Annotated in this window: 26 protein-coding genes; 18 read left to right on the top strand and 8 right to left on the bottom strand. The window is 63.7% G+C overall.

Translation table 11 applies throughout. From position 1 onward, the window contains the following. Window positions 1-186 precede the first annotated feature (186 nt). Both API01S_RS02495 and API01S_RS02500 read right to left on the bottom strand, forming a co-directional pair. On the bottom strand, window positions 187-555 hold the full coding sequence (locus API01S_RS02495) for a hypothetical protein (RefSeq protein ID WP_050730106.1): 369 nt from the start codon (window positions 553-555) through the stop codon (window positions 187-189). Window positions 556-667: 112 nt separating this feature from the next. After that, entirely contained in the window at window positions 668-904 is a 237-nt protein-coding gene (locus API01S_RS02500; RefSeq protein WP_050730107.1) for a hypothetical protein, read from the bottom strand. Between the two features lie 507 nt (window positions 905-1,411). Between API01S_RS02500 and API01S_RS02505 the strand changes: the two genes are divergently transcribed. The 6 genes from API01S_RS02505 to API01S_RS02530 all read left to right on the top strand — a co-directional run bounded on the left by API01S_RS02505 (window position 1,412) and on the right by API01S_RS02530 (window position 8,721). Then, window positions 1,412-2,872, top strand: a complete 1,461-nt coding sequence (locus API01S_RS02505) for an MFS transporter (protein WP_050730108.1) — start codon at window positions 1,412-1,414, stop codon at window positions 2,870-2,872. After that, window positions 2,869-4,410, top strand: coding sequence for an FGGY family carbohydrate kinase (locus API01S_RS02510; protein WP_061302941.1), 1,542 nt, complete (start codon window positions 2,869-2,871; stop codon window positions 4,408-4,410). Before API01S_RS02505 ends, API01S_RS02510 begins: the two co-directional genes overlap by 4 nt. Beyond that, the gene (locus tag API01S_RS02515; protein ID WP_006220214.1) at window positions 4,407-6,086 is read left to right on the top strand and encodes a glycerol-3-phosphate dehydrogenase/oxidase; all 1,680 of its coding nucleotides are present in this window, start codon (window positions 4,407-4,409) and stop codon (window positions 6,084-6,086) included. Before API01S_RS02510 ends, API01S_RS02515 begins: the two co-directional genes overlap by 4 nt. Next, the gene (locus tag API01S_RS02520; protein WP_050730110.1) at window positions 6,083-7,636 is read left to right on the top strand and encodes an FAD-binding oxidoreductase; all 1,554 of its coding nucleotides are present in this window, start codon (window positions 6,083-6,085) and stop codon (window positions 7,634-7,636) included. Before API01S_RS02515 ends, API01S_RS02520 begins: the two co-directional genes overlap by 4 nt. Window positions 7,637-7,641: 5 nt before the next feature. Next, entirely contained in the window at window positions 7,642-8,226 is a 585-nt protein-coding gene (locus API01S_RS02525; RefSeq protein ID WP_050730111.1) for a glycerol-3-phosphate responsive antiterminator, read from the top strand. A gap of 102 nt (window positions 8,227-8,328) precedes the next feature. Further along, window positions 8,329-8,721 (top strand): VOC family protein, encoded by a 393-nt coding sequence (locus API01S_RS02530; RefSeq protein WP_006220211.1) that lies wholly within the window; start codon window positions 8,329-8,331, stop codon window positions 8,719-8,721. A 16-nt stretch (window positions 8,722-8,737) separates the two neighbouring features. Here API01S_RS02530 and API01S_RS02535 read toward each other — a convergent pair whose 3' ends face one another. After that, window positions 8,738-9,955 carry a DUF1444 domain-containing protein gene (locus tag API01S_RS02535; RefSeq protein ID WP_061302944.1) on the bottom strand — a complete coding sequence of 406 codons (1,218 nt, stop codon included), beginning with the start codon at window positions 9,953-9,955 and terminating at the stop codon, window positions 8,738-8,740. Window positions 9,956-10,130: 175 nt separating this feature from the next. Here API01S_RS02535 and API01S_RS02540 point away from each other — a divergent pair, with 175 nt between their 5' ends. From API01S_RS02540 to API01S_RS02550, 3 genes are all read left to right on the top strand, one after another. After that, entirely contained in the window at window positions 10,131-10,694 is a 564-nt protein-coding gene (locus API01S_RS02540) for a cytochrome b (RefSeq protein WP_050730113.1), read from the top strand. A 97-nt stretch (window positions 10,695-10,791) separates the two neighbouring features. After that, window positions 10,792-11,649, top strand: a complete 858-nt coding sequence (kdsA, locus tag API01S_RS02545) for a 3-deoxy-8-phosphooctulonate synthase (RefSeq protein WP_006220208.1) — start codon at window positions 10,792-10,794, stop codon at window positions 11,647-11,649. Between the two features lie 69 nt (window positions 11,650-11,718). After that, entirely contained in the window at window positions 11,719-12,027 is a 309-nt protein-coding gene (locus tag API01S_RS02550; RefSeq protein ID WP_006220207.1) for a hypothetical protein, read from the top strand. Here API01S_RS02550 and API01S_RS02555 read toward each other — a convergent pair. After that, a complete protein-coding gene (locus tag API01S_RS02555; protein WP_039884284.1) occupies window positions 12,024-12,518 on the bottom strand; it encodes a GNAT family N-acetyltransferase in 495 nt (164 codons plus the stop codon). The two genes, API01S_RS02550 and API01S_RS02555, sit on opposite strands and share 4 nt — an antisense overlap. A 99-nt stretch (window positions 12,519-12,617) precedes the next feature. Between API01S_RS02555 and API01S_RS02560 the strand changes: the two genes are divergently transcribed. Next, window positions 12,618-14,249 carry a PqiB family protein gene (locus API01S_RS02560; RefSeq protein ID WP_061302946.1) on the top strand — a complete coding sequence of 544 codons (1,632 nt, stop codon included), beginning with the start codon at window positions 12,618-12,620 and terminating at the stop codon, window positions 14,247-14,249. Between the two features lie 96 nt (window positions 14,250-14,345). Continuing rightward, window positions 14,346-14,603 (top strand): hypothetical protein, encoded by a 258-nt coding sequence (locus API01S_RS02565; RefSeq protein WP_039883329.1) that lies wholly within the window; start codon window positions 14,346-14,348, stop codon window positions 14,601-14,603. 39 nt (window positions 14,604-14,642) lie between these two features. Here API01S_RS02565 and API01S_RS02570 read toward each other — a convergent pair whose 3' ends face one another. Then, window positions 14,643-14,951: a hypothetical protein gene (locus API01S_RS02570; RefSeq protein ID WP_039883328.1), complete on the bottom strand. Its 309-nt coding sequence runs from the start codon at window positions 14,949-14,951 to the stop codon at window positions 14,643-14,645. 136 nt (window positions 14,952-15,087) lie between these two features. Further along, window positions 15,088-15,672: a TetR/AcrR family transcriptional regulator gene (locus tag API01S_RS02575; RefSeq protein WP_061302948.1), complete on the bottom strand. Its 585-nt coding sequence runs from the start codon at window positions 15,670-15,672 to the stop codon at window positions 15,088-15,090. 95 nt (window positions 15,673-15,767) lie between these two features. Between API01S_RS02575 and API01S_RS02580 the strand changes: the two genes are divergently transcribed. After that, window positions 15,768-16,958: an MFS transporter gene (locus tag API01S_RS02580; protein ID WP_061302950.1), complete on the top strand. Its 1,191-nt coding sequence runs from the start codon at window positions 15,768-15,770 to the stop codon at window positions 16,956-16,958. Between the two features lie 64 nt (window positions 16,959-17,022). Next, window positions 17,023-17,421: a RidA family protein gene (locus API01S_RS02585; protein WP_061302953.1), complete on the top strand. Its 399-nt coding sequence runs from the start codon at window positions 17,023-17,025 to the stop codon at window positions 17,419-17,421. Window positions 17,422-17,435: 14 nt separating this feature from the next. Here API01S_RS02585 and API01S_RS02590 read toward each other — a convergent pair whose 3' ends face one another. Continuing rightward, entirely contained in the window at window positions 17,436-18,347 is a 912-nt protein-coding gene (locus API01S_RS02590; RefSeq protein WP_061302954.1) for a LysR family transcriptional regulator, read from the bottom strand. A 117-nt stretch (window positions 18,348-18,464) separates the two neighbouring features. On the opposite strand from API01S_RS02590, the gene API01S_RS02595 reads away from it, so the two are divergent. The 3 genes from API01S_RS02595 to API01S_RS02605 all read left to right on the top strand — a co-directional run bounded on the left by API01S_RS02595 (window position 18,465) and on the right by API01S_RS02605 (window position 20,379). Beyond that, window positions 18,465-19,619, top strand: coding sequence for a DSD1 family PLP-dependent enzyme (locus tag API01S_RS02595; RefSeq protein WP_061302957.1), 1,155 nt, complete (start codon window positions 18,465-18,467; stop codon window positions 19,617-19,619). Window positions 19,620-19,642: 23 nt separating this feature from the next. Continuing rightward, window positions 19,643-20,038, top strand: coding sequence for a RidA family protein (locus tag API01S_RS02600; protein WP_061303824.1), 396 nt, complete (start codon window positions 19,643-19,645; stop codon window positions 20,036-20,038). Window positions 20,039-20,106: 68 nt separating this feature from the next. Then, the gene (locus API01S_RS02605; RefSeq protein ID WP_006220196.1) at window positions 20,107-20,379 is read left to right on the top strand and encodes a hypothetical protein; all 273 of its coding nucleotides are present in this window, start codon (window positions 20,107-20,109) and stop codon (window positions 20,377-20,379) included. 16 nt (window positions 20,380-20,395) lie between these two features. Here API01S_RS02605 and API01S_RS02610 read toward each other — a convergent pair whose 3' ends face one another. Further along, entirely contained in the window at window positions 20,396-20,698 is a 303-nt protein-coding gene (locus tag API01S_RS02610; protein WP_006220195.1) for a DUF2513 domain-containing protein, read from the bottom strand. A gap of 123 nt (window positions 20,699-20,821) precedes the next feature. On the opposite strand from API01S_RS02610, the gene API01S_RS02615 reads away from it, so the two are divergent. Both API01S_RS02615 and API01S_RS02620 read left to right on the top strand, forming a co-directional pair. Further along, window positions 20,822-21,220 (top strand): hypothetical protein, encoded by a 399-nt coding sequence (locus API01S_RS02615; protein ID WP_050730120.1) that lies wholly within the window; start codon window positions 20,822-20,824, stop codon window positions 21,218-21,220. A 95-nt stretch (window positions 21,221-21,315) separates the two neighbouring features. Beyond that, window positions 21,316-21,636: a hypothetical protein gene (locus API01S_RS02620; protein ID WP_006220191.1), complete on the top strand. Its 321-nt coding sequence runs from the start codon at window positions 21,316-21,318 to the stop codon at window positions 21,634-21,636. The last annotated feature ends 175 nt before the right edge of the window (window positions 21,637-21,811 follow it).

The following is a 21,811-nucleotide window of genomic DNA, read 5'->3' on the forward strand; positions in this document are numbered from 1 at the left end:
TAGCGCTAATGCATCGTTGTGGTGCGGACGCACTGGCGGTTTGCCCTTGGTTGGCACGCCTTAGCTAATCTAGCTAAACCCGAAGCTGACCCCGTAGCTAAACCCCGACAATGTCGCGAAAACCCCCGAGCCGCTTCGCAGGCTGCGGGGGTTTTCTTTTTCCGACGCCGATCGACTGATATCGCCTTAACCTCCCTCATCCGGCGCAGGCCGGTTCGGGAAGACGTTGAGCGACATGATTTCGCGCTCGTACTCGGTCATCAGCATGCCGACCAGATGGCCGTGCAACTGGCCGAAGCGGGTCCAGTTCAGGGGTTCGCTGCCCGGCAGCAGGTCCAGCAACAAGAGCTGACCGGTGCGGACCGTGCCCACGAAATATGCCCGTTCATCCAGGCCGCCGGCAGGCGGGGCGTGGAATATCTTGACCGCGCGTCCCGTGTCGTCCTTGCGCCAGGCGCTGGTGCCACGAGCGGCGGCGTCGTCAGTGCGCTTGAGATTGTTCTGGATTGTCGTCCAGAGGCCTTTGGCATTCGGGGTATGGACAACGATCGTCATAAGGCCGGGATTCCGTAGTGGCAGGCAATACGGAAAATACCCGGACCGAGTCTCTTTGAACAAGCCCCACTTGTTGAAAAAGCCCCATTTGCGCCTCTGGACGGCTTTTTCGTCAGTTCTTGATCTTGATTCGGTCGCGACGCTTTTCGGTTCTGGGTTCGACGTCGCGGCCCAGCTGGACGTCCATCAAAATCGCGGCATGGACTTTCGCGCGGCTGGCTTCGATGCGATGCGCGCACGCCCAGCCCCGGTCAGCGGCCACCGACAATTTTCTGTCCAGTTCTTGATGGCGGCGACGCTTGTTTTCCGTCGACATATTGCTCAGTTCTTGATCGGTGATTAAGCGCATGGGTTTCTCCTTGGTGAAACGCGAGGGTTGCGATGGATATGAGTGGAACGGGCGTACGCCCGCATGGCGCGCGCGAATGCCGCGATGCGCCACGATGTTTTTTTTGTTGTTCAGAGTTGGGCCAGCTTCGAATGTCGAGGCCGGCGCGATGAAGCGAAGATCAAACAGCGGGCGTAGTTTGCCAGCTTAAATATTTAATGCAAGTCATTGAAAAATAAAGACAAAAAGGTATAAAAATCCATCATTCCATATACTTTTTCGTCACTTTGGATACTTTTATATTTCGGCACGCGCCGCCGAAACATGAGTGATGATTCGGGCATCCAATCGGCCAACAAACACGTCGACAAACAGGGTTTATCCTGATGCCCGCAAGGCTTGACACTCCCTTGCCCAGCCCATAAAGTCACCGCACAGATTTAGATAAAAGACCATCTGTAGGGTGGTCTTTTATTGCGCGCAGTTTGCGTCGACCTCTTACAGAAATAATTCCAAGAGGAGACGACTGTGCAATCATCGACCGTAGAAAAAATACGTGGCATCGACGATGTCATCGCTTTTATCGACTCACGCCCCGGCATTACGGGTCGAGCCGGCCTCATCTGGTGGCTGGCGTTGGGCGGGTTATTTCTGGATGCATTCGCTAATTCCGCACTAAGCGCGGGGCTGGGCCCCATGACGCGCGATCTGGGCCTGAAGGCGGGGCAGGTCGCATTGATGACCTCGTTCGCTGCCTGGGTGGCGATCGCGTTCAATCCCATCGGCGGATGGATGGCCGACCGCTGGGGCCGCATCCGGCCTTTGATCATCGCCAAATTCCTGGCCGTCATCGGCGCCTTGCTGGTGATGTTCGCGCCCAGCTTTGAAGTCATACTCGTCGGCCGGTTCTTTGTCGGCGCCGCCTATGGCATCGACTTCGCAATCGCCATGGCCGTCCTGGCCGAGTTCACGCCGCTCAAATTCAAGAGCCGGCTGAACACCTGGCAGGGCATGTGGTACACGGCCGTGTGCACGAACCTGCTGCTGGCGCTGTTGTTTTTCTCGTGGGATGTGGGCGATTCCATCTGGCGCTATTCCGTCGCGGCCACCGCCATCTTCGCGGTCGTGATCCTGGTACTGCAACTGCGCTACATGGTGGAAAGCCCGATCTGGCTGGCCCGCAAGGAACGCATCGAACAAGCCGCCATTGCGATGACCCGGATCTACGGGCGTCCCTTCGCCGCCGCGCCGCTGCATGAGCGCGTGCCGGTGGTCAACCAGGCCAAGCGCGGCATGGCCAACGTGCTGCTCATTTTTCGCGGCGTGTATCTGCCGCGCACCATCCTGGCGGCCACGGTCCAGATCGGCCAGTCGATCCAGTACTTCGCCGTGGGCTGGTACTTGCCGTTGATCAGCGCCGCCCTGTTCGGCAAGGACTTCGTCTTTGCCACCATCGGCGCGCTGGTGTTCAACGTGTTCGGCATATTCGGCGGCTTTCTGTCGCCCTACATCGGCCGCAAGCTGGGCCTGCGGCGCGCGTCGGCATTCGGCTTTGCCGCAGTATTCCTGATGCTGCTCATCCTGGGCACGTTCCACGGCAAGATGCCGTTGTGGCTGGCCGTCGTGGTGCCTTCGCTTTTCATCCTGTTCCACTCGGGCGGGCCGGGCGCCAATGGCAAAAGCCTGTCGTCGCTGTCGTTTCGCAGCGAACTGCGCGCGGGCGCCAACGGCATCATCGGCGCGTTGGGGTCGACGGGCGCTGCCGTCGGTCTGCTGGTGTTCCCGCTGTTCCGCGAAAACTACGGGCTTGAGAAGACCTTCCTGATCCTTTCGATCGTGCCGCTTGTCGCCAGCATCATCTGCTTCGTGATCAAGTGGGACCCCACTCGCACCACCATCAATCCGGACAACGAAGCCGGCGCGCCGCAATTCAAGGACGACGCTGTGCTGCCGGTTCTGGATCCCGCCATTGGGAAAGCCTCGCGATGACAAACAACAATGTGATTCTGGCCATAGACGAGGGCACCTCCGGCACGCGCGCGGCTACGGTGTCGCAGGACGGCCATGTCTCTTGCCTGCAGTACGTGGCGCTGCATGTCGATTCGCCCCGGCCGGGTGTCGTGGAACAGGACGCCAACGACATCCTGGACAGCACGATTCGCGTCTGCCGGGACGCCATCGCCCAAGCGCAGCGTGAGGGTCAGACGATCGTCGCGCTGGCGTTGGCCACGCAGCGCGCCACCGCTGTCTTGTGGGACACGCGCACCGGCCGGGCGCTGGTGCCGGCGATGGTCTGGCAAGACACCCGCTTCGTGGACGAACTGGACACGCTGGCGCCCGAGTGGGACGCGCGGCTGCGCGAGCGCGTGGGGCGGCCGGTCGGCGTGCGTTCGTTGTACCTGTGGGCGGCGCGTCATCTGCGCGACACGCCGGTGGTGGCTGAGGCATGGCGCGAGAAGCATCTGGCTTTCGGCACCGTGGATACATGGCTGCTGTGGCACTTCTCGCAACGCCGCGATTGCGTTACCACGCCGACCAACGCCACCTCCGCTGGCGCTTATCTGCTGGCCGACCACCGTTACTACCTGGAATGGGTGCAGCAACTGGGCTTTCCCTACGAACTGCTGCCCACCTTGCGCCAGGATGCCGATGACTTCGGACGTACCCGCAGCGACGTCCTGGGTATCGACGTGCCCATCCTGGCCTCGGCCGGCGACCAGCACGCGGGCGCGATCGGCCTGGGTTGCCTGGATCGCGGGCAGGCGATGTGCGTGCATGGCACCGGCAGCTTTGTGGACCTGGTCATCGGCACCGAGCCTCCCGCTCACGCATCCATGTCCGACGGTTCATTGACGATGACCGCGCGGCGCCACGCCGGCGTGTCGCACTTCGCGGTCGAAACCTTCGTGGCGACGACCGGGTCGGCGCTGAACTGGGTCTGCGAAAAGCTCAAGTGGTTCAAGGATGCGCACGAAATCAGCGCGCTCGCGCAATCGGTAAGCGCCTCGAACGGCGTGACCTTCGTGCCAGCCTTGACCGGCCTGCGCGTGCCCCGCATGGAAGCGTCGGCGCGAGCTTCGTTGACGGGCGTGTCGATGGCCACCACGCAGGCCGAAGTGGCCTACGCCATTCTGGAGGGCATCGCGCATTCGGTCGCCAGCTGCATCGAAGCGGACGAACAAGCCTCGGGCGTGCGCGTGTCCGAACTGGTCGTGGGCGGGGGCCTGTCGCGCAGCGATCCCTTGCTCCAGATGCACGCTGACCTGATCGGCATCCCCATCCGCCGCATGCAGGAGGCCGATCGCGCCAGCCTGCGCGGCATCGCGTATCTGGCGGGTTCGTCGGGCTTGCTGTGGCCGTCATTGCATGAGGCCTGCAAGACCATCGTGACCGATGCCGTGTTTGAGCCGGTGATCGATGCGAACGAGCGCCAGCGCCGGCGCGCGCTGTGGCACGCCCGGGTGGGCTCCGAACTGGGCCACGTCAAACAATTCAAGCAAGACAACCAGGAGGCATTGCACAAATGATCGGGTGGCTATCCAGAAAGCCCAGGAAGGACCGGGCCGACATGACCAGCACCGAACCCCTGCGCCTGAAACGGCGCGAACAGCTGGACCGGTTGGGCAGCGAGCAATTCGACATCCTGATCGTGGGCGGCGGCATCACTGGCGCCTATGCCGCGCTGGATGCCGCGTTGCGCGGATATCGCGTCGCCCTGATCGAGAAAGACGACTTTGCGTCGGGTACCTCGTCGAAGTCCTCCAAGATGGTGCACGGGGGCTTGCGGTACATCGAGCAGGGCAACCTGGGCCTGGTGCGGCATTCGCTGCACGAACGCCAACGGCTGCGACGCAACGCGCGCCATCTGGTGCAGCGGCTGCCGTTTCTGTTTCCCATCCTGGAGCGTGACGGCGTGTTCGACAAGCGCCTGTCCAAGGCGTTTGAAAGCCTGCTGTGGACTTACGACATGGCGGGCGGCTGGCGCGAAGGCATCCTGCACCAGAAGCTGACCGCCGCCGAAGTGCTGTCGCATTGTCCGACCTTCAAGGAAGACGGCCTATTGGGCGGCTTCCTGTATTACGACGCCCGGGTCGACGATGCAAGGCTGACGCTGACCGTGGCGCGCACCGCCGCCTTTCATGGCGCGGCAGTGGCCAATCACGCCAAGGCGGTCGAGGTGACCCGCGATGCCCATGGCAAGGTGGATGGCGTCATCGTGCATGCGGACGAGCGGGAAATCCGCGCGCGCGCTCGGGTGGTCATCATGGCCACGGGCGTATGGCTGCGCGATTGGACCGGCGCGAAAAAGGGCGGTGAACCCGTCCTGCACGTGCGCCCCGCCAAGGGCGTGCACGTGGCGGTGCCCTGGATCAAGGTGCGCAACGATTGCACGGTCACCATTCCCGTGCCCGGCCGCAGCCGCCGCGCCACCATCACGCGCTGGGGCGACGTGTCTTACCTGGGCACGACCGATGAAGATTACGACGGCAATCTGGACGATGTGTGCTGCACCCGGCGCGAGCTGGACTTCCTGCTGGAAGGCGCGCGATCGGCGCTCAAGACCGATTTGCAGCCCGAAGACGTGGTGGGCAGCATCGCGGGTTGCCGGCCGCTGGTGGCCCCGCCCGGCGGCAAGACGCTGGAGATCAAGCGCAACCACGAAATCCGCGTGTCTGACGACGGGCTGGTCACGGTGGTTGGCGGAAAGCTCACTACGTCGCGGCACATGGCCGAGCAGACCATCGACGCCGCGCAGCAGGTGCTGGGCCAGCGCAATGCCTGTCAGACCAAAAAAGCCTACCTGCTGGGCGCGGCCGGCTACGACCCCCAGGCGATCGTGGCGTCCGGCGGCATGTCGGCGCATCTGGGCGAACGCTATGGCACCGAGGCGCGCTTTGTCAGTGACTTGATGCAGGCATCGCCGGCCTTGTTGACGCCCATCGTCCAGGGCCTGCCCTATACCGAAGCCGAGGTGCTTTACGCGGTGCGCCACGAAATGGCCAGCACCGTCGAAGACGTGCTGGCCAGGCGCATGCGCACGCGCCTGATGGCGCGCGACGCGTCGGCGCTTGCCGCTGGCCGCGTCGGACAGATCCTCCAGGCGGAACTCGATTTGCCGCCCTCGACCATCGCGCAGCAGGTCCATGACTACCTGGCTGCCATCAAGCACGAAAAATCCATACTCATGGGAGACGAACAATGATCAGCAAAGAAGCCATCAAACGCGGCTACAACCGGGGCAACTACGTCGTGGGCGCGCACACGCCGCCGGCCTACGCCGCGACCTTGGCGAACACCGGTGATGAACCCGGCCTGCAACGGGATCCCGTGCGCGTCACGGATGCGCAGCTTGATGCCTTGCGCCACGTGGCCGATGAGGTCATGACCGCGACCGCTGACGTCGTCGCATGGACGCGCGACTGGTGGGCGGGGTCGATGGTGTCGGAGACAGGCGGCAAGCCCGCCACGCCGCATGCGGTGATCGTGACGGTATCTTCGGTAGAACAGGTCCAGGCGGTGATGCGCATCGCCAATGTCCACGCGATCCCGGTCACCGTGTCGGCCGGGCGCAGCAACGTCACGGGCGCAGCCTTGCCCGTGCGCGGCGGGATCGTGCTGGATGTCTGCCAACTGAACAAGCTGATCGGCGTGGACCGGGAAAGCCAGATCGTGGAAGTCGAAGCCGGCATGTTCGGCGACGTCTTCGAACAGACGATTCAAGAGGAGTACGGGCTGACGATGGGCCACTGGCCATCGTCGTTCGGCATCAGCACCGTGGGCGGTTGGGCCGCGTGCCGGGGGGCAGGGCAGCTGTCCACGCGTTACGGCAAGATCGAAGACATGGTGTTCGGCATGGATGTCGTGCTGGCGGACGGCAGCCTCATCACGGTGGGCGGATATTCCCGCGCGGCGGTGGGCTCGGACCTGCAACAGTTGTTCATCGGATCCGAAGGCACGCTCGGCGTGATCGTGCGGCTGCGGCTCAAGCTGCACCGCCTGCCCGATTATGGCCGCGCCATCGCCTACGGCTTCAAGACCTTCGCTATCGGCCTGCAAGCCTGCCGTGAAATCATGCAGCGCGGCGCCAATCCCGCAGCGCTGCGCCTGTACGACGAACTGGAAAGCGGCGTGCAGTTCAACCTGCCGGACACGAATGTGCTGCTGGTGGCCGACGAGGGCGCGCGCGCCATCGTCGACGCCGTCATGCAGCTCAGCGAGGGCGTGTGCGAATCGCTGGGCGACAAGCTCGACGGCGAGGCCATTTTTGAACGTTGGCTTGAAACGCGCTATCTGACGGGCAAGAGCGCGGAAGGCTTCAAGCGCAGCCCCGGTTTCGTTGCCGATACGCTTGAGATGTCCGGCCGCTGGAGCGACCTGCCTGCCATCTACAGCGAGGTGGTCGCGGCGGTGAACGCGGTGCCTGGCACCTTGGCCGGGTCCGCGCATCAATCGCATGCCTATGTCGATGGCGCCTGCCTGTATTTTTCGCTGCGCGGCGACGTGGCGGTGGAACGCCGCGCTCAGTGGTATCGCGCCGCGTGGGATGCGGCCAATGCAGTGCTGATTAAATATAATGCGGCGCTCAGTCATCATCACGGCGTGGGCCTGCTGCGAGCGCCCTACATGCAGGATTCGCTGGGCGCTGCGTTCAACGTGCTGCTTGCGGTCAAGCGCCAGTTGGATCCGCAGAATATTCTCAACCCGGGCAAGCTCGGCCTGAGCGATCAGCGCCATTACGGTCAGGAAAGTTGATAGCCATGGATAGGTCTTTTGGGGCGTGCCTGGCGCGCCACCCGGTCATCGCGACGCTGTACGGGCTTGAGCAGATCAATACCTTCGTGGGCAGCGTGGCCGAAATCGGCATCGTCGCCAACGTCGAACTGCGCAAGCTGGCGCCGGTGATCGCCACCTTGAACCGCGCGGGCAAGTTCGCAATCGTCAATATCGACAGTTGCGAGGGCCTGTCGCAGGACAAGGGCGGGGTGGAATACCTGGCCGACATCGGCGTTGCCAGCCTGGTTTCCACCCGGGTGGCCACCATCCAGCGGGCGAATCGGGCGGGCATGGTCACGATGCAAAAGGTCTTCGTGACCGACCGTTCCACCTGGCCGCGCAGCGTCAAGGCGCTGGAGCAAAGCGACCCTAACCTGGTGCAGCTGATGCCCGCGCCGATGCTGACCCACATGGCCAGGCAGGATCTGCAAGCGCTGCCGCCTATCGTGGCTTCGGGCTTTGTCTGCAACCAGGCGGATATCGGCACCGCGATGAAGCACGGCGCGGTGGGGGTGTCCACCAGCGACCCGCAGTTGTGGAGCCTGGAAGCCCGGCAGCTCAAGGCCTGATACGCCTCGGTACGCGCATGATCGCGGCGACCTCCGCGTATCATGCGCAGGCTGGCGCACCCGCATGCCCGTGGGTGCGCACGATGCCTTCAAGGACCTGACATGAAATTTGGATACACCATCATTTACGTGCCCGATGTGGCGGCATCGCTGTCGTTCTTTGAACGCGCCTTCGGTTTTCCGATCCGGTTCCTGCACGAGTCGAAAACCTATGGCGAACTGGACACTGGCGACACCACGCTGTCGTTCGCCGCGCATGAACTGGCCGACATGAATTTCGGTTCGGGCCACGTCCAGGCGTCTTCGTCTTCACTGCCTTTGGGCATGGAAGTGGCGTTCGTGACGGACGACGTGGCGGCGGCCCATGCCAAGGCTGTGTCCGAGGGCGCGTCGGAACTGAGCGCGCCCAGCGCCAAGCCCTGGGGGCAAGTGGTGTCGTATGTGCGTTGCCCGGACGGTACGCTGGTGGAGCTTTGCACGCCGGTGCAGGGATAAATCCGGGCTAGCCAGGCTAGGGCACTTCCGTCAGTTGAGCCAGTTGCGCATCGTCGGGAAAGCCGCGCGTTCGATAGCGGACCGGGTAGCCCGGCTCGCGCGCCAGCAAGGGTTCCAGCAGGTGCGCCGCCTGGTCCCATGAAACGACGCGGACTTCGCCGATGTCGTCCTGGGCGTCCGGGCGCACCAGCGCCAGACGGTCGACTTTGGGCAGCGACGTGTCCACCCCGCGTGTCCAGGACGCCAACGAAAACGACATGGCCGGCTCTTCGTCAGTGGTGAAGAGGTTGTAGTTCGCCACGAAAATGTCGTGGCCTTGTTCCTCATGGATATGGTCGAGCACGGCCTTCTGTGCGTCGTATTCCGATTTGTCCAACAGGCGCGCCAGATGCGCCAGCCGTTGCGCCAGCACCGGGTCTGTCGGCTCATAGCGCTGCGGCTGACGGTCATTGAAGTGGTACATGTGCGCGCTGACCGATCGGCCTTGCATGAGCGCCTGGAGCGACAGCTCGACCATGTTGGAAAGTCCCTCATCGTCGTTGTCGCCGGTGACCAGCAGCACGTCGCGCGTGGGCATCATGAACACTGGGCGACCCCGTACCGGCACGCGTTCGATCATGTCGGGCAGCAGGGCGCGGCTGATGTCATAGCCGTCTGCCCAGGCGCCACGGTGCACGCCAGGGGAAATTTCGGCGAAGTCGTCGGGGGTGTCGCGCAGGTTGTCGATGGCGATGGCCAGCGCCTGTTCAAACGTCAACTGCCATGCGGCCTCGGGGCCGTTGGTCAGGGTGGAGATGGCGTCCGGGTGGTCCAGCGCCAGCAGCACGACGCAGTCGTCCCCAAAGGGCAGGTAGGCGGGGTGGAAGGCGGCATCGTTTCCCTCGGTGCGCACGTGGTGCAGGCGCACGTCTTCCAATGCGGTGCGGCTGCGGATGACGGCGCGCAGCATGGGCCGCGCCACGCTTGCCTGCTGCGGCGTCAGTTGCTTGCTGCTGGCCAGGGCCGACACAAAGCCTTGCAGCGCGCGCTTTTGCTGGGCGCCCTGCGTATTGCAATAGGCGTGGTAGGCGTTGTGCAGGTTGAAGAACGAGCCTTCGCCCAGTAGCAAGCGGAATTCATCGGCCTTGTAGCTCAGGTCGCCCTCGAATCCCTGCCTGCGCGCCGCCTCGACGAAGAGCTTGGCGAATTGGTCCTGCGTAGGCTTGCGCCGGAACAGCGTGTCGAAAAAACCCATGTGCCTGCCTTTGAATCAGAGGGTGGGCGACGCGCCGGCCCCCACGACGGGTCATTGTGGCCACGGTTCGCGGCCACGTCCAGCGTTGACGCCGCGCAGTGGCAAGCGTCGCTCAGGACGCCGTAAGTCGGAAATCAATACGCTTGCCGGTTACCTTAAGACTCAGAGCCCATTGATGACTACCTCCCCCTTGCAGGCCACGGACCCCTTGCGGTCCCACTATGACCGCATGACGATTGCGCTGCATTGGGCCACCGCCGTGCTGGTGGTGGGCCTGTTCGCGCTGGCGGAGATCTGGAGCTTCCTGCCACGCGGGACGCCGACGCGTCGCTTGCTGCAATCGCTGCACATATCCTTTGGCCTGCTGTTCGCGGCGGTGTTCGTGCTGCGCATCATCTGGCGCTCGACGCAGGGCCGGCGCCTGCCGCCCGCCGCCCAGGGGTTTTTAGGGGCAGCTAGTACAGGTGTACATGGCCTCTTGTACCTGTTGATGGCAGCGCAGATCGTGCTGGGCTTCCTGTTTCGCTGGGCGCAAGGCGAACCGTTCACGTTCTTTGGCTTGTTCGACGTGCCCAGGCTGATTGCGATTGACCGCGAACAGCGCCATTTCATCGGGGACATGCACGAGCTGGTCGCATGGGCAATCATCGTGCTGGCGCTGTTGCACGCGCTGGCGGCGTTGTTCCACCATTACTACCTGCGCGACGGCGTGTTGCGCCGCATGCTGCGCAGCCGGTAAGCCGCCCAGGAAAAAACAGCCGCAAGGGGAAACGGGGGGCGGGCAGGTTGTACATTACGCACTGTCACCCGCCTTATTTCTACAGGATTTCCCCATCATGACCGCCCCAGAAGTCGTAATTTCCTCGTCGATCCGCTGCGCCAATGATCGCCCCTTCGTGCTTTTCGGGGGCATCAACGTTCTGGAATCCCTGGATCTGGCGCTGCGCGCGTGTGAAGAATATCAGCGCGTGACGACCAAGCTGGGCATCCCTTACGTCTTCAAGGCGTCGTTCGACAAGGCCAACCGTTCTTCGATCCATTCCTACCGGGGCCCCGGCCTGGAAGAGGGCATGAAGATCTTCGAAGCCGTCAAGAAAGAGTTCGGCGTTCCGGTCATCACCGACGTGCACGAGCCCTGGCAGGCCGCACCGGTGGCCGAAGTGGCCGACATCCTGCAATTGCCGGCTTTCCTGGCACGCCAGACCGATCTGGTGGTGGCGCTGGCCAAGACGCAGCGCGTGGTCAACATCAAGAAGCCGCAATTCCTCAGCCCGACCCAGATGCTCAACATCGTTGAAAAGTTCACCGAGGCGGGCAACGACAAGCTGATCCTGTGCGATCGCGGCACCAGTTTCGGTTACGACAATCTGGTGGTCGACATGCTGGGTTTCGGCGTGATGAAAAAGGTGTCGGGGAACCGTCCTTTGATTTTCGACGTGACGCATGCCTTGCAGCAGCGTTCCGCCCTGGATGCGGCATCGGGCGGCCGCCGTGCGCAGGTGGCCGAACTGGCGCGCGCCGGCATGGCAGTGGGCCTGGCGGGCCTGTTCCTGGAGGCGCACCCCGATCCCAGGAACGCCAAGTGCGACGGCCCCAGCGCGCTGCCGCTGGACAAGCTGGAACCCTTCCTCACCCAGCTCAAGCAGCTGGACGATCTGGTGAAATCCTTTGCGGCCATCGATATCGAACCTTGAAGCAGGCGCGCATGCCATCGGCGCCGACTTGCTATACGATCCTGGCCAAACCACTTTAGGGAGGCCTGGATGTCTTTTTACGTGATCGTCGCCGTTCGAAAAGAGCCCGTCACCGGGCACATTGCCTACGTGCGCTGGGGCCAGGCGGAACGCGGCGTGCCGGGCTGGGTCACCGAGCCCGTCACGGCGTCGGCGTCGGAGGTCATCGACGTGATCAAGGACGGGGCGGACGTGGAAACCGCCATCAGCGTGGACGGCACCAGCGTGGCGCTGCGTCCCGTTCGAGTGCTGAGGACCGACGACGGCAGCGAGCTGCTGGCCTCTGTGCCTGCCCCCAGTTCCACGCTGCACACGCTGTTCGATCTGCCGGAGTTCTAGGCGGGCAGGCGGCGGCCTTCGGCAAAGCCCGTCAGCGCGTCGCCGGTCAGGCGGTAGCGCACCCATTCATCCAGCGGCACCGCGCCAATCGACACGTAGAAGTCGATGGCTGGCTTGTTCCAGTCCAGCACGCTCCATTCCAGCCGTCCGCAACCGTTGGCCACCGCCTCCTGCGCCAGGTGGCGCAGCAGATCGCGTCCGGCCCCGATGCCGCGGTGTTCGGGCGTGATGTACAGGTCTTCCAGGTAAATGCCGTTCTTGCCGAGCCAGGTGGAATAGCTGTAGAAATAGACGGCATACCCGATGGGCTTTCCATCTACCAGGCACATCAACGCCTTGGCGGGCGCCTGGGGGGCGAAAAGAGTACGGGCGACGTCGTCCGCGCTGGCGATCACTTCGTGCGCGGCACGTTCGTAGACGGCCAGTTCAGTGATGAAGGCGTAGATCTGGGCCGCGTCCGAGAGGGTGGCGGGGCGGATGGCGATATTCACGTTGACTTCCTCCAAATAGGAGGGCCATGCTACCTGCTATTGCGGGCGCCTGCTGGCGGGGCGTCGGGGTCTGACGCATACACAAAGGGGACATCCTCTATGGCTCAGTCTGATGCTGCCGCAGGTCCGACGCCGCCACGCAGGCGGCGCCGCTTGTCCTGGATCTGGCTGGTTCCGGTTGTGGCCGTGATAGGCGGACTGGCGCTGGTGCTGCAAGCGTGGCTGAATGCGGGCCCCACGGCGACCGTTCACTTCCAGACGGCCGAAGGGTTGGAAGCCGGCAAGACGCAGGTTCGGTACAAGGAAGTCACGGTCGGGCTGGTCGAACGCGTCAATCTGAATGCAGATCGCACCGGCGTGGTGGTGACCATTCGCGTCGACAAGGACGCGGCTACGCTGTTGCGTGAAGGAACCGTATTCTGGGTGGTCCGACCGCGATTGACCCTGAGCGGCGTGTCCGGCCTGGGCACGCTGTTGTCCGGTTCGTATATCGGCTTGGATCCCGTTGGCGGCCAGGGCAAAAATGGCGTCCAGGGCGAACGCAAAAGCGACTTCATCGGATTGGAAATCCCACCCGAGGTGGCCCAGGATCGCGCGGGAAAGCGCTTTACGCTGCACGCGAACGACCTGGGGTCGCTGGATGTCGGTTCGCCCCTGTACTACCGCCGCATCGCCGTCGGCCAGGTCGTGAGCTACCGGCTGGCCAAGGGCGGGGACGGCGTCGACGTGCAGGTGTTCGTCGACGCCCCGAATGACCTTTACGTCAACGAAAACACGCGCTTCTGGAATGCCAGCGGGGTGGACTTCAGCGTGGATGCGCGCGGTCTGCAAATGCGGTCACAGTCCCTGGTTTCGGTCATCATCGGTGGCGTCGCTTTCGACACCCTGGGTCAGCATGAACGGCAACCCGCGGCAGCGGGCACCGCTTTTCCGCTGTTCTCAAGCGAAGAGTCGGCCCGTGCCCAGCCCGACGGCATTCCACTGCGCGTGCGCATGCGTTTCGACCAGTCCGTGCGTGGGTTGGTGGTGGGGGCTCCCATCGACGCGTACGGCGTCACCGTGGGCAAGGTGGACGCCATCAACCTGGATTTTGACGAGACGACAAAGCAGTTCTACGCCCTGGTTTCCGCCACGCTGTACCCCGAACGCCTGGGGGCGCAGACGTTCGAGCGAATCAAGGATTTCGCGGGGCCGGACACGCGGCATCCCAGCGGCGTGTTGATGGCCGCGTTGGTCGCGCGGGGCACGCGCGCCCAGTTGCGCATCGGCAATCTGTTGACGGGGCAACTCTACGTGGCGCTGGCTGAATTTCCGAATGCCAAGCCGGTGACTTTCACGATGGAAGACCAGCCCTTCATTCCTACAGTGCCCAACAACCTGGACCAGTTGCAGCAGCAACTGAACAGCATCCTGACCAAGGTCGAGAAGGTGCCGTTCGACGAGATCGGCACCGAGCTGGCTGGCGCGCTGCGTGGGGCAAGCAAGCTGGTCAAGCGGCTGGACGGGCAATTGGCCCCCGAGGCGCAGGCCGTGCTGCGCCAGGCCAACCGGTCGCTGGCCGCCGTGGGCGCTTTGCTGGCGCCCGAATCGGACTTACCGGTAAATACGGATACTGCCCTGCGTGAGCTGGGTCGGGCGGCGCGCTCGCTAAGGCAACTGTCCGATTATTTGCAGGCCCACCCGGACGCGCTGTTGCGCGGCAGGGCGCAGGACGCGGCGCCGAGCAAGTAAATCGAGCGACCTCGGGCATGGCACTTGCTGATGGGTTCTTCACGAACGGTTGCGGCACTGCGGCCGTCGATGCGGTATCCGAGGGGGGAGAACCGAATGGATCACAGTGAAATGATGGCCCGCATGATTTCCCAGCACGTGGCGCCTGATAAGTTGGACGGTTGGGATGGCGTGCTGTCCGCCTACGCCGATTGTCTGTTGGAGGTCCAAGGCAAGCTGAGCGATGCCGACGTCAGCCGGTTCCTGGACGTGGGCGCACGGGTGTTTCGGTCGTGCTGTCAGGACGAGGCGCGTCAACGTTGGACCGCCGAGGAATTGGTGGCCTTCCACCGCAAGCCCGACTGCGACGCGTGAGCGCTTCGCTTCCGAGCGATCAAGCCGGCGACAGATCGGTCAATAGAGGCACTGGCTAAGGGCGAATTTGCGGCCGAAAGCGTGGACCTCGTCTCCATCCACCGACGCCGCCAGATCCCAGTGTCCGCCGCGGGTGACAAGGAAAGATTGACCGGTCAGCGCATGCCGCAATGCAAAGCGCCAGAAGGCGGATTCAGATCCCAGCGGTTCCAGGTCATGCGGCCCGATCATCAGGCGCGTAGGGCGTGGCGTCGCGCCCAAAGACCATCGCAGCGCAATCGCCAGGAAGGCGAACCTCGCCGATAGCGAAGACGGTTGAACGCAAAGGACTCGAATCTTGTTGCTCATGGGCGCCACCTTTTGCAGGTGCTAATGAGCGTAGCAAAGACGCGCGTGACGTTCTATACCGCCTTTGCTGTATTTCGATGCGTAAGGTCCGAGGATTGGCGGCATCTGCCGATAAGCAATGATCAGGACGACGCGGTCAGCGCCGCCGCAAGCCTTCGAGCAAGCTGTCCAGCGTGTGCAACGCTGCATCCAGGCGTTCTTCGCCCTCTGTGGCGCTAGCGATCCACAATGCGCTGTCCGTCAATCCGCCATTGATGAAATGCGCGAGTGCTCGGGGAGCGACAGCGTTGATGAGCTGGTCTTCGACCAGTTGCTGGATCAACGCCTCCATTGATGCGATGCACTGCGATGGCGCCGCGTTCGGTGCCGCGCCCAACACCGCTGGCGCGTCTTGCAGCACGATTCTTCGAATGGCCGGTTCGGTCGCCATCCGCAGATAGGCGCGGCACCGCTCGCGCAGCGCCGTCCAGGCATCAGGCGCCGTGTCGGAAATGTCCGTAAGGCGTTGGTCCATTTCGTCGTCGATCTGTTCGACCACCGCCGCCAGCAAACCCTTCTTGTCGTCAAAATGGTGATACAAAGCGCCTCGCGTCAGCCCGGCCTGGGCGGTGAGATCGTCCATGGACGTCGCCGCATAACCGACGCGCTCGAACGCGTGCCGGGCAGTGGCCAGCAGTTTGGCGCGGGTGGCTTCGATCATTTGTGCGCGAGTGCGGGACATGCGCGTCTCCCCCTGACATACGGTGCGTAGCTTAATTGACATACGCAATGTATGTGAATACGATCTGCCCGTCCACATGAATTCGAAGGTCGTCGGTGTCCAATCCGTATCGTGAGCTGTTCAATGCACCCGGGGCCCTGGGTTTCGTCCTGGCCGGCGCCATCGCGCGCCTGCCGCTGCCGATGATTGGCATCGGCATCATCACGATGCTGTCAGAAGTGCGGGGCAGTTACGGATTGGCGGGCTCCGTTGCGGCCACCTTTGCGCTGGCCACGGCCTTGCTGGCGCCGCGCATTTCCCGGCTGGTCGACCGCCATGGGCAGGGACGCGTGCTACCGCTTGCCGCCGGTGCCTGCGTGACGGCGCTGATCTGCCTGTCCGCCTGCGTGCATTGGAACGCGCCGGATTGGACACTGTTTCTGTTTGCCGCGTTGGCGGGCACCTTGCCCAGCATGCCGGCCATGATCCGCGCCCGCTGGACGGAAATCTTCCGCGACCAGCCGCAACTGCGCACGGCATATGCGCTGGAGTCGGTGGCCGACGAGGTCAGCTTCATCCTGGGACCGCCCTTGGCCGTGGGGCTCAGTGTGATGTTCTTTCCGCAGGCGGGTCCGCTCGTCGCCGCGTTGTTGTTGGCGGTGGGCGTGACGGCATTCGTATCGCAACGCGCCACCGCGCCAGCGGTAGAGGCCCGGCCAGCAGGGCGCCAGGCGTCGGTGCTGCGCATGCCGTCCATGCGCGCCCTGGTGGCGATGATGGCGGCCATGGGCGTCATCGTGGGCACCATCGACGTGTTGAGCGTGGCCTTTGCGCGGGCGCAAGGTGTACCCGCCGGCGCCAGCCTCGTGCTGTCGGCCTACGCGCTGGGTTCGTGCGTGGCGGGGCTGGCGTTCGGCGTCATGAAATTCAAGATGCCGCTGGCGCGCCTGCTGTCGATCGCAGCGGCCGTGACGGCATTCACGACCTTGCCGCTGCTGCTGGTGAACGATCTGCTGACCCTGGCGCTGGGTGTGTTGCTGGCCGGGCTGTCGTTCGCGCCGACCATGATCATTGCGATGGCTTTGGTCGAGAGCAATGTGCCGGGCCAGCGCCTGACGGAAGGCCTGACGTGGCTGATCACGGGATTGGGCGCGGGCGTGGCGGCGGGGGCGGCGATAGCGGGCTGGGTGGTCGATCACTACGGTGTGCAAGCGGGTTTCTGGACGGCGGCGGCAGCCGGCGCGGTGGTGCTGCTGGTGGCTTTGCCGGGCGCTCGGATGCAAGCGGCGACGAACGCCGCGCGGTAGGCCAGGGCGTCGATAGAATGGCGGTTCCGGCGCGGTGTGGGCCGCGCCGTTCACAGGAGCACACATGTCCAGAACCGTCATCAACCCCGACACTGTTTTCAATACCGTCCAGTACGGGTTCAGTCAGGCGGTCATCGTGACCGGCCAGCGCAGAATACTGCTGTCGGGCCAGGTCGGCGTCGACATCCATGAACGCACCGTCAGCCCGGGCCTGCAAGGCCAAACCGAAGCGGCGCTCGACAATATCGAACGCGTGCTGGCCGCTGCGGGCGCCACGCTGGCGCAAGTCATCATGTTGCGCATCTACATCTGCGACACCGTGCGCGGAGAGCAGGAAGTCATTGCGCAGGCGCTGCGGGATCGTTTCCCCCAAGACCCGCCGCCGTCGTCCTGGGTGATCGTCAGCGGCTTGTCGCTGCCCGAATGGCTGGTCGAGATCGAAGCGGAAGCCATGCTGGATTAGGGCAGGGCCCCCGGCTAGGGCTTGTCGCGCCACGGCGTCGTGGCGAAGGCCGCGCGCAGATGCGCCAGGAATCCGGCGGTGCGGGCCGACTGGTCCTGGCGCGACTTCACCAGCGCCACGACGTTGGCGTCGGGCAAGTTCCAGCCGGCAAGCAGCGGCACCAGCGCCCGCGTTTGCAGATGTTCGGCGACGTCCCATTCCGAGCGTGCAACGATGCCGTGTCCCGCCAACGCCCATTGCAACGCCGCGCCGCCCGCATTGCTGGACAGCACGGGTGCCACGCGCACCCCTACCGCCGGACCACGGCCACGCTTGAAGCGCCACAGCGTCACGTCCTCGTCGTTCTCGCGCAGGGCGATGCAGTCGTGATCGCGCAGGTCTTCGGGCTTGGCCGGGGCCCCGTGGCGCGCCAGGTATGCCGGGGACGCGCACAGGATGCGGCGATTGGGCGCCAAGGGGTAGGCCACCAATGTCGAATCGCGCAGTTCGCCGATGTGGACCATGACGTCCCAGTTGTCGGTCGCCAGCCGAGGCGGGCCGTCGGACAAGGTCAGGCTTGCCGTGATGTTGTCGCTGGTCTTGCGAAAGTCCGCCACCAGTTCCGCCATATATCGTTGCCCGAAGCCCAGCGGCGCCACGACGCGCAGATGCCCCGCCACGACGCCACGGCGGCCCGCCAGTTCGTCGGCCAGGTCGCCAAGCTCGCCGCAGATCTGCCCGGCCCGCAGCGCCAACAGGCGGCCTTCGTCGGTCAGTGCGGTGCCTCGACCCGACCGATTGACCAGCCGGACGCCCAGACGCTTTTCCAATGCGTGTAGCCGTTGCGTGACGGCGGGCGGCGTCACGTCCAGCGCGCGCGCCGCTTGCGCTAGCGAAGGCGTCGCCGACAGGCTCAGGAAAAATCGCAGGTCGTCGGTGGTAATCATTCAGTTTCAGCTTAATGAAAAATTAAGCCATGATTAAACACGGTCCAGCCCGTGCGCGCCATACTGGCGTCATTGCACTCAAACTGTTCCGAACGCTTCTTCACTCCGAGATTTGCCATGACTGCTGCCACCCTTACTCCCACGCTCGACGATCTGGAAACGCCGTGCCTGCTGCTGGATGAATCGCGCATGATGCGCAATATCCAGCGCTTGGGCGCGCTGATGGCCGAGCATGGCGTTCAACTGCGCCCGCACCTGAAGACGCCCAAATCGGTGGAGGTGGCGCGGCGCGTCATGAGCAGCCCGCAGGGGCCGGCGGCGGTGTCCACCCTTCAGGAGGCCGAGCAATTTGCCGCGGCCGGCGTCACCGATCTGCTCTACGCGGTGGGCGTGGCGCCCGGCAAGCTGGCGCGCGTAGAGGCGCTGCGCAAGCGCGGCGTCGACCTGACGGTGGTCGTCGACAGCCTGGAAGCGGCGCGCGCCCTGGCCGCGCACGTTCAGATGGCCGGCGCTGCGATTCCCGCACTGATCGAAATCGATTGCGACGGTCACCGCGCCGGCGTGCAACCCGGCAACGCCGAGCAGCTTGTGGCGATTGCCCGCGTCCTGCACGAGGCGCATAGCCTGCGCGGCGTGATGACCCACGCGGGGGAGTCTTATGCTTGCCGCAGCGTTGAAGCAATCGCCGACATGGCCGAGCAGGAGCGCGCCGCCGCAGTCAGTTGCGCCGAGACGATCCGCGGCGCGGGGTTGCTTTGCCCGGTGGTGAGCGTGGGGTCCACGCCTACCGCCCATTTCGCGCGCAACCTGGAAGGCGTGACGGAAGTGCGTGCGGGCGTGTACGTGTTTTTCGATCTTGTGATGGCGGGCCTGGGCGTGTGTACGGTGGACGATATCGCTGCCTCGGTGCTCACCACCGTGATCGGCCATCAGCCCGACAAGGGCTGGATCTTGGTGGATGCGGGATGGATGGCCATGTCACGGGACCGGGGCACTGCCAAGCAGGCAGTCGACCAGTTGTACGGCGTGGTTTGTGATGTGCAGGGGCGGATCTATCCTGATCTGCTGCTGGCCGAAACGAACCAGGAGCAGGGCATCGTCAAGCTGCGCGCGGCAAGTGGCGCCTCTTTGCCTGATCTGCCCTTGGGTACGAAGCTGCGCATTTTGCCCAACCATGCCTGCGCGACCTGCGCGCAGCACGACGCCTACGAAGTCGTGCAGCCCGGCGTGCCGGGTGTAGTGGCGCATTGGGAACGCTTTCGAGGCTGGTAATCGGAATGAACAAGGAACCGGACATGGATTTCATTAATACCCCGGACGCAACGCCGCCCGCTGGCCATTACTCGCAAGCCGTCCGTGCTAACGGTTTTGTGTTCGTGTCGGGGCAACTGGGCTTTCTGCCCGCCGCGCAGCCGGGCGCCAGGCCCGCTCTTGCAACGGGAGCCACCGCGCAGACCGAAGCGGCGCTGCGCAGCATTGGCGCCATCCTGCACGCAGCGGGCGCATCGCTGGATTCGGTCGTGAGCGTGACGGTCTACATCCCCGACATCGGCTTGTGGGATGAAGTCAATCGGGTGTACGAGCGAGCATTCGGCAATCATCGTCCGGCGCGTGCGGTCGTGCCCACGCGCGAATTGCATTTCGGAGCGCAGGTCGAGATCAGCGTGGTTGCCGTCGCCGCCCCGGCTTGACGGGGCCAGGCACGGGGGAGCGCCGCCTATAATGCGCACGCCTCAACGCCTACGGGGGAGACGTTCGCATGCAGTACGAATATTTGTTCTGGTCCATGGCCGTGATGGTGGCGGCCGCGCTGGTCGGCGGCTCGCTATGCGGCCGCCTGCGCTCGGTCAAACAGGTGTTGATCGGCGTGATCGCGCTGGCCTCGGCCATTTGCGTGGCGGTCGTGATGCTTTCGCGCCAGGGTGGTTTCGGCGACTTGTCGGCGATGCTTGCCATCGCCGCATTCATGTTCAGCCTGGTGATCGGCACCGCCGCATCCTTGCTCACGCGGCGCATCTTGCAGCGCCGCTGAGCCCAGGCCTTACGCTTTACTCTTCGGCGTCGAATTCGTCGGCGTCGTCTTCGTCGTCTTCATCCTGTTCCAGCGCGTCATAGCCCTTCCAGGTAATGCGCCAGCGCGCCGCGCCCGCGTTGGCCGCGGTCTCGCTGACTTGCTTGACCAGGCCGGCGTCGGCCAACAGATCCAGGTGATGAGCAATGACCTGCAAGCCCTGTTCTTCCGGGTGCGGGGCCAGGGCGGCGTTCTTGATGTCGTGGGTGCTCAGGTTGGGCCCGGGCGCGTCGCGCAGGGCGCCCAGGATCGTGACGACCAAGTCGAAATCGCGTTGCATGATGTTCACCGTAAGAAAATGGGTAGGCTGACAATAGCAGAGTTACGTGGCGCGGATGCGACGGCGCGCAAGGTCGGGTTACAGTCGATGGTTCTCGACAACTGACTCTACCTACAGAACTTTATGAAGAAACCCGCTGAACGCGATTGCCTCGCGGTGATCCCCGGTTATTCGGGCCAGGCCGCCAAGCTCTACCTCACCCGAGGCGAAGACGAGCGCATCGAAGGCGTGACGATTTTCGACCTGCTGGGCCACGTCAAGCAACAAGGCGACGCCGAGTCTGCGGCTGCCTGGATCGGTGACTGGCTTGCCCAGGAATCCGACAACCGTAAGGCCCGCCGCACGCAATTGCAGGCGCAGATGTTCATCTGCAAGCTCGCTGGCGAAGAGAAGAGCGTGTTCCTGGCGACCCAGAAGCCGCTCATTCGCGTGCTGACCGATGCCGGGGTGCGCTGCCGTAGCGTGGCGGCCACGTCCGGGGCCGCTCGGCAGTCCCTGGGCCCGAATGTCAAAAAACATTAGGCGAAGGCTGTTATAGTCGCGCCTGGGCGTGAGATTGCACCTTCACGGTGCGTGCGTCCAAGCGGGCCCTGCCCGCTGATCAAGGAAGAGTGAACATGGAAATAGTAAGTCGGCACCTTGCCGACGTAGCGGGCGGCGTCGAGCTGCTCACGACGCTGGATGGCGAGCCCATCAGCGTCTATGTGGTGGTGGGCGTATCCGATCTCAATGCGATCGCTGACATCGTCCCCATCGAAAAGGTCGAAGCCGGAGCGGATATACACGCTTCAAATGTCGACAATATTGATAATGCGCAAGAACAAATCGACCAAGTCCTGGAAAATATGAATCCCGGCGACGTGGCGGTTTTCCTTTGCTCGGGATCCGATGCTTTTGGCGCGGCTCTCGATCTGTTGGGTTTACCTATCGACGAGTAAGCCTGGCGGCAAACCAAAGTGCTGATCCAAATGACGTATGAAAGACGTATGCATTAGGACAGCATTTATATAAGCCCTGATTGTTTTTTTATGTTGTATGGGTGTTTACACCTATGCAGGGACAAGTTTTGCCTATGAAAACGTGCAAATTTTCAACGCAGTTTCTCTTTGTTGC

The sequence above is a fragment of the Achromobacter piechaudii NBRC 102461 genome, from assembly GCF_001571245.1.
Taxonomy (GTDB): Bacteria; Pseudomonadota; Gammaproteobacteria; order Burkholderiales; family Burkholderiaceae_B; genus Achromobacter; species Achromobacter piechaudii.

Coding starts and splice junctions, on each gene's coding strand:
- API01S_RS02565 (WP_039883329.1), top strand. CDS start 14,346: ATGGATCACAGTGAAATGATGGCCCGCATGATTTCCCAGCACGTGGCG.
- API01S_RS02515 (WP_006220214.1), top strand. CDS start 4,407: ATGATCGGGTGGCTATCCAGAAAGCCCAGGAAGGACCGGGCCGACATG.
- API01S_RS02500 (WP_050730107.1), bottom strand. CDS start 904: ATGCGCTTAATCACCGATCAAGAACTGAGCAATATGTCGACGGAAAAC.
- API01S_RS02540 (WP_050730113.1), top strand. CDS start 10,131: ATGACTACCTCCCCCTTGCAGGCCACGGACCCCTTGCGGTCCCACTAT.
- API01S_RS02495 (WP_050730106.1), bottom strand. CDS start 555: ATGACGATCGTTGTCCATACCCCGAATGCCAAAGGCCTCTGGACGACA.
- API01S_RS02590 (WP_061302954.1), bottom strand. CDS start 18,347: ATGATTACCACCGACGACCTGCGATTTTTCCTGAGCCTGTCGGCGACG.
- API01S_RS02525 (WP_050730111.1), top strand. CDS start 7,642: ATGGATAGGTCTTTTGGGGCGTGCCTGGCGCGCCACCCGGTCATCGCG.
- API01S_RS02510 (WP_061302941.1), top strand. CDS start 2,869: ATGACAAACAACAATGTGATTCTGGCCATAGACGAGGGCACCTCCGGC.
- API01S_RS02570 (WP_039883328.1), bottom strand. CDS start 14,951: ATGAGCAACAAGATTCGAGTCCTTTGCGTTCAACCGTCTTCGCTATCG.
- API01S_RS02610 (WP_006220195.1), bottom strand. CDS start 20,698: ATGCAACGCGATTTCGACTTGGTCGTCACGATCCTGGGCGCCCTGCGC.
- kdsA (WP_006220208.1), top strand. CDS start 10,792: ATGACCGCCCCAGAAGTCGTAATTTCCTCGTCGATCCGCTGCGCCAAT.
- API01S_RS02520 (WP_050730110.1), top strand. CDS start 6,083: ATGATCAGCAAAGAAGCCATCAAACGCGGCTACAACCGGGGCAACTAC.
- API01S_RS02530 (WP_006220211.1), top strand. CDS start 8,329: ATGAAATTTGGATACACCATCATTTACGTGCCCGATGTGGCGGCATCG.
- API01S_RS02535 (WP_061302944.1), bottom strand. CDS start 9,955: ATGGGTTTTTTCGACACGCTGTTCCGGCGCAAGCCTACGCAGGACCAA.
- API01S_RS02620 (WP_006220191.1), top strand. CDS start 21,316: ATGGAAATAGTAAGTCGGCACCTTGCCGACGTAGCGGGCGGCGTCGAG.
- API01S_RS02605 (WP_006220196.1), top strand. CDS start 20,107: ATGCAGTACGAATATTTGTTCTGGTCCATGGCCGTGATGGTGGCGGCC.
- API01S_RS02600 (WP_061303824.1), top strand. CDS start 19,643: ATGGATTTCATTAATACCCCGGACGCAACGCCGCCCGCTGGCCATTAC.
- API01S_RS02615 (WP_050730120.1), top strand. CDS start 20,822: ATGAAGAAACCCGCTGAACGCGATTGCCTCGCGGTGATCCCCGGTTAT.
- API01S_RS02560 (WP_061302946.1), top strand. CDS start 12,618: ATGGCTCAGTCTGATGCTGCCGCAGGTCCGACGCCGCCACGCAGGCGG.
- API01S_RS02550 (WP_006220207.1), top strand. CDS start 11,719: ATGTCTTTTTACGTGATCGTCGCCGTTCGAAAAGAGCCCGTCACCGGG.
- API01S_RS02575 (WP_061302948.1), bottom strand. CDS start 15,672: ATGTCCCGCACTCGCGCACAAATGATCGAAGCCACCCGCGCCAAACTG.
- API01S_RS02585 (WP_061302953.1), top strand. CDS start 17,023: ATGTCCAGAACCGTCATCAACCCCGACACTGTTTTCAATACCGTCCAG.
- API01S_RS02595 (WP_061302957.1), top strand. CDS start 18,465: ATGACTGCTGCCACCCTTACTCCCACGCTCGACGATCTGGAAACGCCG.